This is a genomic window from Nonomuraea sp. NPDC049655 (assembly GCF_044465465.1).
Lineage (GTDB): Bacteria > Actinomycetota > Actinomycetes > Streptosporangiales > Streptosporangiaceae > Nonomuraea.
The window spans coordinates 259568-272642 of sequence record NZ_JBITLS010000004.1; the positions used below are offsets into that span (position 1 = coordinate 259568).

At 75.6% G+C, this 13075-nt stretch carries 9 protein-coding genes; 4 read left to right on the forward strand and 5 right to left on the reverse strand.

Annotated features, from left to right (window positions below; translation table 11 throughout):
• Window positions 1–4 precede the first annotated feature (4 nt).
• The 3 genes from ACIBQ6_RS15160 to ACIBQ6_RS15170 all read left to right on the forward strand — a co-directional run bounded on the left by ACIBQ6_RS15160 (window position 5) and on the right by ACIBQ6_RS15170 (window position 3226).
• Complete coding sequence (locus ACIBQ6_RS15160; protein ID WP_397212442.1) at window positions 5–691, forward strand: hypothetical protein; 687 nt, start codon at window positions 5–7, stop codon at window positions 689–691.
• Between the two features lie 154 nt (window positions 692–845).
• Window positions 846–1088: a hypothetical protein gene (locus ACIBQ6_RS15165; protein WP_358291463.1), complete on the forward strand. Its 243-nt coding sequence runs from the start codon at window positions 846–848 to the stop codon at window positions 1086–1088.
• Window positions 1088–3226, forward strand: coding sequence for a peptidase domain-containing ABC transporter (locus ACIBQ6_RS15170; protein WP_397212444.1), 2139 nt, complete (start codon window positions 1088–1090; stop codon window positions 3224–3226). The genes ACIBQ6_RS15165 and ACIBQ6_RS15170 overlap by 1 nt, the downstream gene beginning before the upstream one ends.
• Before the next feature lie 5 nt (window positions 3227–3231).
• On the opposite strand, the gene ACIBQ6_RS15175 is transcribed toward ACIBQ6_RS15170, so the two are convergent.
• The 3 genes from ACIBQ6_RS15175 to ACIBQ6_RS15185 form a co-directional block, all read right to left on the reverse strand.
• Window positions 3232–5463 (reverse strand): polysaccharide lyase 8 family protein, encoded by a 2232-nt coding sequence (locus ACIBQ6_RS15175; protein ID WP_397212446.1) that lies wholly within the window; start codon window positions 5461–5463, stop codon window positions 3232–3234.
• Between the two features lie 40 nt (window positions 5464–5503).
• Entirely contained in the window at window positions 5504–6478 is a 975-nt protein-coding gene (locus ACIBQ6_RS15180; RefSeq protein WP_397212448.1) for a zinc-binding dehydrogenase, read from the reverse strand.
• Between the two features lie 61 nt (window positions 6479–6539).
• Complete coding sequence (locus ACIBQ6_RS15185) at window positions 6540–7520, reverse strand: AsnC family transcriptional regulator (protein WP_358291456.1); 981 nt, start codon at window positions 7518–7520, stop codon at window positions 6540–6542.
• 85 nt (window positions 7521–7605) lie between these two features.
• Between ACIBQ6_RS15185 and ACIBQ6_RS15190 the strand changes: the two genes are divergently transcribed.
• Window positions 7606–8985, forward strand: a complete 1380-nt coding sequence (locus tag ACIBQ6_RS15190) for an MFS transporter (RefSeq protein ID WP_397212450.1) — start codon at window positions 7606–7608, stop codon at window positions 8983–8985.
• Here the strand turns inward: ACIBQ6_RS15190 and ACIBQ6_RS15195 are convergent.
• Window positions 8977–10167, reverse strand: a complete 1191-nt coding sequence (locus tag ACIBQ6_RS15195) for an alpha/beta hydrolase (RefSeq protein ID WP_397212452.1) — start codon at window positions 10165–10167, stop codon at window positions 8977–8979. The two genes, ACIBQ6_RS15190 and ACIBQ6_RS15195, sit on opposite strands and share 9 nt — an antisense overlap.
• A 45-nt stretch (window positions 10168–10212) precedes the next feature.
• Window positions 10213–12999, reverse strand: a complete 2787-nt coding sequence (locus ACIBQ6_RS15200) for a BTAD domain-containing putative transcriptional regulator (RefSeq protein ID WP_397212454.1) — start codon at window positions 12997–12999, stop codon at window positions 10213–10215.
• Window positions 13000–13075: the final 76 nt, after the last annotated feature.

The window sequence follows — 13075 nt, forward strand, 5'->3', positions numbered from 1 at the left end:
GGCTATGAGCGGCAAGCAGCGGAAGCTGGAGCTGAGCGTGCCGCAGATCGTGGGAAGCGCCCTGGCCGCGGTCACCGCCGCGGTCGCGGCCTCCTACCTCGGGACGGCGGGGACGGTGATCGGCGCCGCGATGATGAGCGTGGCCAGCACCGTCATCGCCGACGTCTACACGCATTACCTCAAGCGCACGGGCGACAGGGTGAAGCAGCGCACGGCGGTCGCCCTGCGCGGGAAGAGGCCGCGGTGGGCCAGGGTGGGCGGCGCCGCGGCCCTGGTGTTCACCGTCAGCATGGGCAGCATCGTGATCTACGAGGTCATCGCGGACCGCACGGTGGCCGACCAGGTCGCCGGACGGACCCCGGGCCAGGCCGGCAAGTCCCCCGGCCGCAAGGACCGCCGGGACGGGCGGGCGGCCGGGGAGCCGCGGCACGAACGTCCCGCGACCCGGCCGCCGAGCCCGACGCCGTCACCCGGGCCGTCCACCGGCCCGTCCGCGACGCCCACGCCGTCCGTGCCGGTCACGGTCACGCCGACGCCCACGCCGGGCGGGACGGGGTCGGCCGGCCCGTCCCCCACGGCCACGCCGGACGCCACCCCCTCGGACCCCGTCCCCACCGCCCTGCCCTCGCCGACCGACAGGGACCCGGGCGAGCCGGCCGACCCGAACTTCGGCGACCTCCTCTTCCGCTGACCCGGCTGTCAGGCGGTCGCCGGCGGGCGGTGCGCCGAGCAGTGGATCCCAAGTGGCTTCCAAGTAGGCGTTCCTAGGCTTGCCGGGAGTCGAGTGGAGAGGCGGGTGAGCCATGGGGGTGGCGGGTGACGGTTCCAGGCGGGGGACGCCGGCCTTGAACGATCCGTACGGCAAGACGCGCCCTGCCCCGCGCCACGCGGCACCCGCCGCGCGGGACCCGCGGGAAGGGCAGGGCATCTACCGGGAGGAGGCGTTGCGGCACCGGGCGATGTCGCGGGTCACCCGGATGCCGCCGGTGATCAGCACCCCGTCGTTCCTCGCGCTGTGGCTGCTGGTGGCCGCGCTCCTCGCCACCGGCCTCCTGCTGACCATGGCCGCGGTGGAGGCGGTCGCCTGATGTTGCGCCGCCTGCCCGTACTGCTCCAGAACACCGACACCGAGTGCGGCGCGGCCTGCCTGGCCATGGTGCTGTGTCACCACGGGCACCGCACCACGCTCCACCAGGTCGCCGAGCGCCTCCAGGTCGGCAGGGACGGCCTGAGCGCCAAGGCCGTCGTGGACGGCGCCCGCGACCACGGCCTCAAGGCCCGCGCCTTCTCCCTGGCCCCCGAGGACCTGGCCCGCGTGCCGCTCCCCGCCGTCGCGCACTGGGAGTTCAACCACTTCATCGTGGTCGAACGCTGGTCCCCCGACCGCGTGGACGTCGTCGACCCCGGGCACGGCCGCCGCAGGCTGACGCCGGAGGAGTTCGGGGCCGGGTTCACCGGCGTGCTGCTGGTGTTCGAGCCGGGCGAGGGGTTCCGGCGCGGCACGACCTCGGCGGCGAGCGCCTGGCGCAGGGAGTTCGTCCGGACGCTGTTCCGGCGGCGCAGGGGGCTGCTCGCGCAGCTCATCGCGGCCTCGTTGCTGCTGCAGGTGCTCGGGCTGGCGCTGCCGATGTTCTCGCAGCTGCTCCTGGACTCCATCGTGCCCAGGCGGGCGGTGGACGTGCTGTCCCTGCTGGGCGTCTCCGTGCTGCTCGCGGGGGCGGCCCAGCTGGTGATCGGGTACCTGCGGGCGGCGCTGCTGGTCGCCGTACGGGCCCGTGCCGACCAGGAGCTCACCGAGAGCCTGGTCAGCCATCTGGTGACGCTGCCGTACCGGTACTTCCAGCAGCGCGGCAAGGGCGACCTGGTGACCAGGGCGGGCAGCGTCTCGACGCTCGGCGACATCCTCACCGGGCAGGTCGTGGCGGCGCTGCTGGACGGCCCGCTGGCCGTGGGCTACCTGGTGCTGGTCTACCTCTGGGACCCGGTGTTCGGGCTGGCGCTGACCGGGCTGGCCGTGCTGCAGACGGTCCTGCTGCTGGCCACGACCAGCCGGATCGCCACGCTCACCCGGCAGGAGCTGACGGCGCTGTCGGCGTCCCAGACCAGCCTGATCCAGACGATCACCGGCATCGAGACGCTGAAGGCGTCGGGCGCCGAGAAGCGGGCCGTGGACCAGTGGTCGTCGCACTTCGCCAGGCAGCTCAACGCGGACGTGCGGGCCGGGCTGACCAGGGGGCTGCTGGAGTCGGCGCTGGCCGCGATCCGGGTGACGGCGCCGCTCGGGCTGCTGTGGCTGGGCGCCTGGCGGGTGCTCGACGGGCAGCTCACGGTGGGCGCGCTGGTGGCGCTGAACGCCATCGCGCTCGGCGCGCTGACCCCGCTCGGCTCGCTGATGACCGGGCTGCAGAGCCTCCAGCAGGCCGGCGCGCACTTCGACCGGCTGTCCGACATCCTGGCCTCGGAGCCGGAGCCGAGCAACGGCATCGAGGTGCTGCGGCTGCGGGGCGCGGTCGAGCTGCGCGGGGTGAGCTTCCGCCACGACCCGCGCGCCCCCTGGACCGTACGCGACGTCTCGGTCTCCATCCGCCCTGGTCAGAAGGTCGCCCTGGTGGGCGCGTCCGGCTCGGGCAAGAGCACGCTGGCCCGGCTGCTGCTCGCGCTGCACACGCCCGTGCTCGGCGAGATCCGTTACGACGGCGTCCCGGCCGCCGAGCTGAACCTGCGCACGCTGCGCCGCCAGTTCGGCGTGGTCACCCAGGATCCGTCCCTGTTCAGCGGCTCGATCAGGGAGAACATCGCGCTGAACGAGCCGGGCGCGTCCCTGGAGCGGGTGGTCGCCGCGGCCCGCCTGGCGGCGCTGCACGACGAGATCATGGACATGCCCATGGGGTACGAGACGATGCTCACCGACGGCGGCGGCCTGTCGGGTGGACAGCGGCAGCGGCTCGCCCTGGCCCGCGCCGTCCTGTCGCGCCCGAAGGTGCTGCTGCTCGACGAGGCCACCAGCAACCTCGACAGCGCCACGGAGGCGGCCATCGAGGCGAACCTGAGCCGGCTCGTCCAGACCAGGATCGTGATCGCCCACCGGCTCAGCACGGTCAGGGACGCCGACCTGATCCTCGTGATCGACGCGGGCCGGGTGGTGCAACGCGGCACCCACGACGAGCTGACGGCCATCGGCGGCAAGTACGCCGAGCTGGTCGCCGCCCAGGCCGTGCTCTCCTGACCCCGTCACGACAGCCGGACGGTCACCGTCACCGAAGCGCCCTCCAGGTCGGCCGTCGGCCCGAAGACGAGCCTCAGCCGGTCGCCCGTCGCCGCCCCCGTGAGCAGCGGGTGGCCGCGCAGCACGCCGGCGACCGGCCGGTCCCAGGTCACGGTGAGCCCGTCCAGGTCGCGCCGGGGGTCGGCCACGGTCACGGTGGCCGTGCCCGCGGCGTCCTCCCTGACCAGCACGGCGCAGGGCCCGGAGGCGGCGAGCGGGCCGGCGGCGCCCTCGTTCCAGAAGGCGGCCGCGGTGACGCCCAGCGCGTCCACCCGGACGGCCTGCCGCCGCGCGGTGTTGGCGAGCACGCGGGCCCACCCGGGATCGGCGGCCCTGGCGGCCGTGCGCGCGCGGCTCGCGCCCGGCAGCAGCAGGTAGACGTAGTCCGCCTGGTCCGGATCGACGCCGTGGTCGAGCCAGAGCGTGACGTAGTCGCGGTCGCCGCGCCGTTCGCGCAGGGTGCGCAGGCCGTCCGGCACCACGTAGCCGCCGTGGCCGTCGAGGTGCGCCCACCCCGCCCGGAGATCGGCGGTCAGGGGGGCGGCGGTCCTGCGGTTGTCCACGATCGTCTCGACCGGCACGCCGTCCGCGGCGCTGATCCCCGCGCCGAGGCAGACCACGGCGTCGTCGAGGAAGAACCACGACTTGAACGCCTCCATCGTGCTGTCGAAGCCGTTCAGGTGCTGGCCGACGACGGCGTACGTGCCGTCCGTGGCGCCGCCGACCCAGCGGCCGGGCGGGCAGGTGTCGCCCCAGGCCGGGCCCGCGCCGTCGGGCAGCCGCCGGGTGGAGACGGTCGTGCCGGGCAGCCGGTAGGGGTCGACGGTCGTCCAGAACGAGTCGGAGTACTGGTCGGCGTGGCCGCCGGCCCACCAGTAGAGCAGGCCGGAGCCGGTGTGCCAGCCGCGCAGGTTCTCGCCGTTGCCGTGCTCGTAGTGGCCGATCGTGGCGGAGGCCATGCTGAGCGCGGCGCACCAGCCCGGCCGGCGGTGCACGGCCCGCGCGCTCATCGGGAACAGCCGGTGGCCGACGGGCTCCGGCGCGGCGGGCACGGCGTCGTCGGCCAGGACGGCGGTCAGGCGGGCGTGGAAGGCCGGGCCGGCCTCGTCCTGCATGGGACGGCACGTCTGGCGTACCGCCCAGCCCTTGACCATCGCCTGCCAGCGGGCCCGGTCGGCGGCCGGGGCCACCTCGCCGAGCAGCAGGATCGCGGCGGCCAGCTCGCGGCCCCTGTCGTGGTCGCCGAACGGCTTCCTGCCGATCCCCCTGCCGCGCACCAGGTCCATGCAGAACCCGTCGTGCACGAACGGCGCGAACGACCGCTCCACCATGGCGAACACGGTCGGGTCCACGACCTCCCACGGCGTGCCGCGCAGCACCGCGAACAACGTCGCGAGCCCGGTGAGCAGCGTCACCCCGTAGCCGCCCTGGTACGGCACGGTCGAATGCTGGACGAAGGACCCGTCCCGGTAGAAACCATCTCCCTCGGCGACCACGCGGAACACCGGGGCGAGCGCCGAGGCCGCCAGCGCCGCCTTGCCGGGGTCGGCCCTGAGCATGGCGCGCAGCAACGTCACCACGCACAGGTCCACCCGGTTGGCGGCGGTGCTGGTGCCGCTGTAGTCGCCGAGGCGGCTCTCGGGCACGAAGTGGTCGACCGCGTCCCGCAGGGCGGCGCTGCGCCGCTCGCCCAGGTGCGGCCCGACCAGCACGGCCGCGTCGAGCAGCGCCCTCGGCACGCCGATCTCCCAGTGCCACCAGTTGCCCGCCGGGTCGGCGCCGGCGGCGTACACGTGGCGGCGGTAGTGGTCGATCCCGGCGGCGACGGCGGCGGCCAGGGTGGCGTCGCCGGTCAGCCCCGTCCCCGGCAGCGCGTACGCGCGGGCCATGGCCAGCAGCCGCCCCGGCGTCGCGGCGAACGACGGGAACGGCTGGTCCGCCCAGAGCGACGTGCCCGTGTACGCCATGGCCGCGCGGTACCGGGCCGCCCGCCGCCCCGTCTCGGCCAGCCGCGTCCGGTACGGCTCCGCGCCCGCGTCGAACCCCGACCCAAGCGTCACCTCGCGCCACTGGCGGCGCAGCCTGACGAAGGAGTCGTCCGGCGTGTGGGCGGGCTCGGACCGGGCGAGCGCCCCCGCCACGGCGGCCACGGCGACCGCGCCCGCCTGGAGGAGGAGTCGCCTGGACGGCCGGTGCACGCCTCGATTATGACCCCGGCATCCCAGGGCCCGCGGGCGGTCAGACCTCCAGGAGGGTCTTGCCGTTCACCGCGCGGGCCTCGATCGCCGCGTGCGCCTCGGCCGCCCGCTCCAGCGGGAACGTGCGCCCGACGACCGCCTTGAGCCGCCCGGCCGCCGCCTCGGCGAGCGCGCGCACGGCCCGCTCGTTCCCGTCCTGGCCCAGGGCGGCCAGCTGCTCCAGACCGATCACCGTGACGCCCCGGCGGTCGGCCTCCGCCGGATCGACGGTCGTGGCGCTGCCGCTGGACGCGCCGTGCACGGAGAATCGCCCGCCGCGCGCGGTCACCTCGAACGCCTGGCGGCCGAGCTCGCCGCCCACGCCGTCGAAGACCACGTCGGGGCCGTGCCCGCCGGTCGCGTCGAGGACCTTCTGGGTCCAGCCGGGACGCGAGTAGTCGACGGTCGCCTCGGCGCCGAGCCCGGCGACCACCGCCAGCTTGGCCGCGCCGCCCGCCGCCCCGATGACCCGGGCACCGGCCGCGCGCGCGAGCTGCACGAGCAGGCTGCCGAGCCCGCCGGCCGCGGCCTGGACGAGCACCCGTTCGCCGGGCCGGATCGCGGCGTTCGCGAACAGGCCCACGGCCGTGTTGCCGTCGATGAGCAGCGCCGTGGCGTCGGCCAGCGCGAGCCCGTCCGGCACCTCGATCAGGTCCGCGGCCCTGGCCACGACCAGTTCGGCGTTCCCCCCGCCGAAGCCCGGCGTACGGGTCACCACCCGCCGCCCCACCAGCCCGGCATCGACGTCATCGCCCACGGACAGCACGAGCCCGCCGACGCCCGCACCCGGCACGTACGGCGGCTCCGGCAGCGGCGGCCCCGGCGTGATCCCCCGCCTGAGCTGCGTCTCGATGAAATTGATCTCGGCGAAGCCGACCTTCACCACGACCTCGCCCGGCCCGGCCACCGGGTCCGGGACGGTCCGCGTCTCCAGCACCTCGGGCCCGCCGAACCGCGTCACCTGCACCACTCTCATGACCACTCCTCATCCCGCGAAAACGTCCACGGCCAGCGTGCAACCTCAAGACGACTTGAGGTCAACTCGTCAGCCCGGCGCCCGCCCGCTTGATGGTCCTGATGATCGGCGCGGTCTCGATGTGCCGGATGGCGGGCAGCGCGCCCAGACTGTCGGTGAGGTAGCGGTAGAAGGCGGTGTCGTCGCGGCACACCACGCTGGCCGCGAGGTTCGTCGGGCCCGTGGTCGCCCCGGCGAAGGCGACCTCCGGGTGCTCGGCCAGCGCCCGGCCGGTGGCGTCGAGGTCGGCGGGCGGCACCGACATCCACAGCTGGGCCTCGACCCGGTAGTCCAGGAGCCGGGGCAGCACGTCCATGTCGAAGAACAGGGCGCCGGCCGCGCAGAGCTGTTCCATCCGCCGCCGGACCGTGGACTCCGACCAGCCGGTCGCCGCCGCCAGGTCGGCGTGGCCGGTGCGGCCGTCGCGGGACAGCTCGGCCAGCAGCGCGTCGTCGCCGGGGCCGAGCGTCACGTCCTCGCCGGTGTCGCGGGGGGCGTACACGCGGCCGGCCCGCAGGTGGGCGACCTGGTCGGCGGAGAGCGCGGCGAGCCCGGCCCAGCCGATGCGGCCGCCGACGAACATGTGCAGGGTCCGGTGCGCCGACACCGCGAGCACCCGGTTGGTCCTGGCCAGCTTGGTCAGCAGCAGCGGCTCGCGTTCCCGGTCGAGGCGCTGGATGGCGCCGCAGGAGATCTCGGTGCCGCCGGACAGCAGGTGCACCCAGAACGTGTCGGGCCGCCGTCCGAGTGCCTCGGCGATCGAGGCGCCGGCGTCGGGCGTGCAGCGCAGCCGGATGGCCCACGACTGGTGGCCGAGCCGCTGCCGGTCCACCACGCCGACGACCCGGATCCCGCCGCCGGAGCGCAGCCGCCGGTAGCGGCGGGCCACCCGCTGGTCGGACACCCCCAGCACCTCGGCGATCCGGCTGAACGAGGCCCGCCCGTCCACCTGCAACGCGTGCAGCAGCCCGCGGTCGACCTCGTCGAGGGTGACGTTTTCCACCAGATCAGGCTACTGAGCGCGGAAAACCGGCAGAAGAGCCTCGACGGCTAGGGTCATCCCCCGTCCGGGCCGGACCCTTGCCGCCATGAACACGACACTGACCCGTACGAGCTGGTGGCCGCTGGCCGCCGCCTGCCTGGGCGCCTTCATGCTCCTGGTGGACGTGACCATCGTCATGGTGGCCCTGCCCGGCATCACCGCCGACCTGAAGATGTCCTTCACCGACGCCCAATGGCTCCTGGACGGCTACGCCCTGGCCCTGGCCGCGCTGCTGCTGGCGGCCGGCTCGGTCGCCGACCACGCAGGGCGGCGCAAGGTGTACCTGATCGCCCTCTGCGTGTTCGCGCTCGCCTCCCTGGCCTGCGGCCTCGCGCCCACCGGGGGCCTGCTGCTGGCGGCCCGCGTGCTGCAGGGGGCGGGCGGCGCCGCCATGATGGCCACGACGCTGGCCCTGATCAGCGCCACCTACCACGGCCGGGAGCGCGGCATCGCGTTCGGCGTGTGGGGCGGCGTGAACGGGGCCGCCGCGGCGCTCGCCCCCGTGCTCGGCGGGCTGCTCACCGAGCACCTGCACTGGCGGGCCGTCTTCCTGGTGAACCTGCCCATCAGCCTGGCCGCCGCCTGGATGACCTGGCGCACGGTCGGCGAGTCCCGCCTGCCGGGCGGGGGCCGGCTGGACCTGGCCGGGATGGGCACGTTCACCCTGGCGGCGGGCGCGCTCACCTACGGGCTGATCGAGGCCGGGCCGAACGGCTGGACGTCGGCGCGCACGCTGGCGCCGCTCGCCGTGGCGGTCCTTGCGTTCACCGCGTTCGTGCTGGTGGAGTCGCGCGGCGCGCATCCCATGGTGGACCTGCGGCTGTTCGCGAACAAGGCGTTCAGCGGGATCATGGCGGGCGCCGGGCTGCTCATGCCGGCCGCGTTCGCCTGCCTGGCCTTCACCTCGCTGTGGTTGCAGCAGGCCGGCGGGCTGGGGCTCGGGCCGGTCCAGGCGGGGCTGGCGCTGACGCCGATGGCCGGCACCTCGCTGGTCGTCTCGGTCGCCGCCGCCCGCCTGCTCCCCCGGCTGACGGCGCGCGCCGCGGTCGGCGGCGGGCTGCTGCTGATCGCCGCGGGCGCGCTGCTGCAGGGCATGCTCGACGAGCACTCCACGTGGACGGCGCTCGCGCCGGGCCTGGTGGTGACCGGGATCGGCGTCGGCCTGGCCATCCCGGCCCTCAGCTCGGCCGCCATGGCGCACGTCCCGCCGCACCGGGCCGGGATGGCGGCGGGCGCGGTCAACACCGTCAGGCAGCTCGGGTACGCCCTCGGCGTCGCCGCCTTCGGCATCCTGTTCCAGGACGGCATGACCGGGCCGGGTTCGTTCCCCTCGGCGCTGAACGCCGTCTACCTGGCCGCCGCGGTCACCGGGCTGTCCGCCGGGCTGCTGGTGCTGGCCGCCGTCCGGCCGGCGCGGTCAGCGTGAGCGGGGCGGCGGCTCGCGGGCCAGCCAGGTGAGGGCGGCCAGCAGGTGCACCCGCCACCAGTAGCCGTCGTGGCCGCCGATCCACGCCGTGCACCGGTGGGCCACGCCCGCCCCGGCCAGGCGCGCGGCCAGCGAGCGCGCGCAGTCGAGCGAGGCCGGTTCGAGCGTGCCCGCCGCGAGGTAGCGGGGCACCCGTACGGAGGTGTCGAGGAGCTGCGGCAGCAGGTCGGGGCTGAGGGCGACGGCCGCGGCGATCCGGCCAGGGCACCGGTCGGCGGCGGTCAGCGCGAAGGCCGCGCCTTCGGAGAAGCCTGCGCTGATGACGTGGCTCGCCTCGGGGAAGCCGGGCAGGACCTCGCCGACGACGAACGCCAGGTGCGCCGCGAAGCGCCGCGGGTCGGCGTAGGGCAGGTACTCCCTGGCCCGCCCGTCCGGGTACGGCCCCGGCGCGCCGGCGGCGTGCGGGCCGGCCAGGATCAGCGGCGGCAGCGCGCCGGCCAGGATCGCCGGCTCCAGCACCCGGGCGTGCGACTCGGCGGCCTGCCCGTCGGCCAGCAGACACAGGGGCATCGGCCGGATCGGGCCGGGCGGCCGGTAGACGGTGATCGCGCGGCGCTCGCCCAGGTGGACGCTGCTGATCTCGCGGGTGACCAACGTGCCGGCGAGCCGGGCGGCCGTCGCGGGGGCGGGGGCGGCGCGGGAGCCGTGCCAGATCCGCTCCACCGGCCGGCCGCCGGGAGGCACCGCGGTGACGCCGATCACGGCCCGGTCCAGGTGCCGTACGCGCAGGGACAGCTCCCACAGGTCGGCCGCCCCCTTGACCGGCCACATCGGGAATCGCACGCCCGCGACGAGCTGGGCGTTCGGCCCCTGCCAGAGCACGTGCAGCACGTCGTCGTCCTCGCCCCAGACGGCCAGCGGCCCGCCGGTCAGCATGGGCCGCAGCTCCGCCAGGGCGCGCCGCCGCCACACGCGCGCGAAGTGCACGCCGTCGGGCAGCTCGTGGGCGTAGCGGCGCCTGGCCCGGCGGCGGTTGCCCCGCAGCAGCGCCTGGTTGCGCTGGGCGAGCGTCTCGCGGCCGGCGGCGGCGCGTTCCTCGTCCGTCACGCCGGCCTCGCCGAAGGCGACCTTGTCACCGTGGAACTCGATGGTCTGCACGGCGAGCCGATCACCTGGGGGCATACCTGTACCAAAGCCTGCCGACCCGCCCGGCGCAAGAATCCCAGGTCAGTGGACGCGGCTCCGGATCAGCCGGTCGAGCAGGGCGTGCACCTGGGCGGGTGACAGGGCGGCGCCCTCGCGCAGGCACTCGGCCAGCTCGGCGGCGGGCAGCGCACGCCGGATCAGCGCCTCCCGCTCGGCGCCGTCGGCCGGGTCCAGCTCCGGCGGCGAGAAGCCGACCCGGGCCCCGACCGCCTCGACCGCGCCGAGCAGGCGGGCGCCGTCCCGCGGTAGCCCGCCCGCGGTGAGCACCCCGGCCAGCGTGTGCGCCATGACCAGCCAGGACGTGACGTCCTTGTCCTCGTCGAGCATGCGCAGGATCGGCAGCCCGGACGCCAGGGGCCGGTCGGTACGGCCGCCCAGCAGGTCGATCTTCATCAGCAGCCAGGTCGAGGAGGCGGTGACGAAGCGGTGTCCCGTCCTGGTGGCCACCTCGATCGACCGGGTCAGCCAGCCGGCCGCCTCACCGGTCTCCCGGGCGAACACCAGCAGCATGCCGAGCACCATCAGCGCCTCGGCGTGCAGCCACGCCATGCCGGCCACCTCGGCCAGGTCGAGCGCGGCACGGGCGTCGGCCAGGGCGTTCGGCGCCCCGCACAGGCCGCCGAACAGCGCGCGGTAGGTCAGGGCGCGCCCCTCGGCGACCAGGTCGTCGGCCAGGCGGGCCATCTCGGCCGCCTCCCTGGCCCGCCGGCTCGCGGCGACGAAGTCGCCGGCCAGGTAGTGCAGACCGGCCATGCCGATCAGCGCCTGGGAGCGCACGCCGGGCTCGGCGTCGGGGTAGAGCTCCATGGCCGCCGACAGGCTGGCCAGCCCCTCGGCGACGTGGCCCCTGCGGTACCAGAACCACGACAGCAGGCCGGTGAGCCGCAGCGCGTAACCGCCGTCGCCGGCCAGCATCGCCGAGGTGAACGCGGCCCGGTGCTCGGCCTGGTCGGCGAGGAGCACCTCCATCGCGGCGGTCGCCCCCTCGCCGCGGATCCTGGCGTCGGCGGCCTCGGCGCGGGTCAGCACCCAGGCGCGATGCGCGGCCTGGGCCTCGGCCAGCTCGGCCGGGTCCTGCCGGGCGCGGGCGAACTCCTTGATCGTCTCCAGCAGCCGGTAGCGGCGCGGCGAGGTGCCGGGCTCGACAGCGACCAGCGACTTGCGCACCAGCGCGCCCAGGCCGCCCAGGACCGGCCGCCCGCACACCGCGGCCGCGGCGTCCAGGTCGAAGCCGGAGGCGAACGCGCCGAGCCGGTGGAACAGCTCGCGCTCGGCGGGTTCGAGCAGGTCGTAGCTCCACTCCACGGTACGGGCCAGCGTGCGGTGCCGCTGCGGGCCGGCGCCGTCGGTGAGCACGCTGAACCTGTCGTCCATCGAGGTGAGGATCTGCTCGACCGACAACATGCGGCACTGTCCGGCGGCCAGCTCGACCGCCAGGGGCAGCCCGTCGAGCCCCAGGCAGAGGCGTTCGGCGTTGGCCAGCTCGGCGGGCGTCGGCTCCCAGCCGGGGGCGGCGGCCCTGGCCCGGCTCAGGAACAGGTCGCGGGCGTCGGCCGTGGACAGCGGCGGCACGTCGTACAGGGCCTCGCCCGGCACGCCGAGCGTCTCGCGGCTGGTGGCCAGCACGCGTACGCCGCCCGCCCCGGCCAGCAGCTCGGACACCGTGTCCCGGACGGCCGTCACGAGGTGCTCGCAGTTGTCGATCACCAGCAGCGGGCTGCGGCCGCGCAGCGCGTACGCCAGGCGTTGCCCGGTGACCGGCCCGGTGAGCCCGAGCACCTGGGCGATGGCCCCGGCCACCAGCGAGGGGTCGGCCAGCCCGGCCAGCTCGACCAGCCACGGCCCGTCGGCGTCGTCCCTGGCCCGCGCGGTCTCCAGCGCCAGCCGGGTCTTTCCGATGCCGCCCGGCCCGCTGAGCGTGACCAGCCGGTGCTCGGCGAGCAGCGCGGCCACCTGCTCGACCTCGGCCGCCCGGCCGACCAGCGCGGTCACGGGGAAGGGCAGGTTGCCGCCGCGTTCCGGCAGCGGCGCGGCGCCGCCGGGACGCAGCGCGTCGTCCTGGGCCAGCACCGCCGCCTCCAGCTCGCGCAGCCCCGGCCCCGGATCGATGCCCAGCTCCTCGGCCAGCACGCGGCGGGCGGAGCGCAGCGCGGCCAGCGCGTCGCCCTGGCGGCCCGACCGGTACAGGGCCAGCACCAGCAGCTCCCAGCCGCGCTCGCTCATGGGCTGCTCGGCGGTGAGCTTCTCCAGCTCCGGCACCACGGCCGCGTGCCGTCCGAGGGCGAGCTGCGCGGCGAACAGGCTCTCCCGCGCCGACAGGAACAGCCCCTGGAGCCGCGCGATCTCCGGGACGGCGAAGGCCGCACCCGCGAACTCCCCGTACGGCTGCCCGCCCCACAGCTCCACGGCCTCGCTCAGCACCGCCAGCGCCGAGCTGTGGTCGCCCGACTCCAGCAGGAGCTGCCCTTCGGCGACCTTGCGGGCGAACCGCTCGGCGTCCACGGCGTCGGGCTCGACGCGCAGCGTGTAGCCGTTGCCGACGCGGGCCAGCACGCTCTGCGGCGACCGGCTGGTCCGGCCGGGTTCGAGTGCTCTGCGCAGCCTGGTGATGTAGGAGTGCAGAGTGGGCATCGAGGCGGGCTCGCCCTCGTCCCAGGCGGCGTCGAGCACGCGTTCGGCCGAGACCACCTGCCCGCGCGCCGCGACCAGCACGGCGAGCACCGCGCGCTGTCTCGGGCCGCCGAGCGCGACCTCCACCCCGTCGATCTCGGCCACGATGGGCCCCAGCACCTTGACGCGCAGCGCCACTTTCCACCTCGGTTCCGCGGCCCGGGCCGCCCCGGGTCAAGGAAGCTTAAATGAGGTTCGGCACCTTTGGCTGCTT

Coding starts and splice junctions, on each gene's coding strand:
- ACIBQ6_RS15160 (WP_397212442.1), top strand. CDS start 5: ATGAGCGGCAAGCAGCGGAAGCTGGAGCTGAGCGTGCCGCAGATCGTG.
- ACIBQ6_RS15170 (WP_397212444.1), top strand. CDS start 1,088: ATGTTGCGCCGCCTGCCCGTACTGCTCCAGAACACCGACACCGAGTGC.
- ACIBQ6_RS15180 (WP_397212448.1), bottom strand. CDS start 6,478: ATGAGAGTGGTGCAGGTGACGCGGTTCGGCGGGCCCGAGGTGCTGGAG.
- ACIBQ6_RS15190 (WP_397212450.1), top strand. CDS start 7,606: ATGAACACGACACTGACCCGTACGAGCTGGTGGCCGCTGGCCGCCGCC.
- ACIBQ6_RS15195 (WP_397212452.1), bottom strand. CDS start 10,167: ATGCCCCCAGGTGATCGGCTCGCCGTGCAGACCATCGAGTTCCACGGT.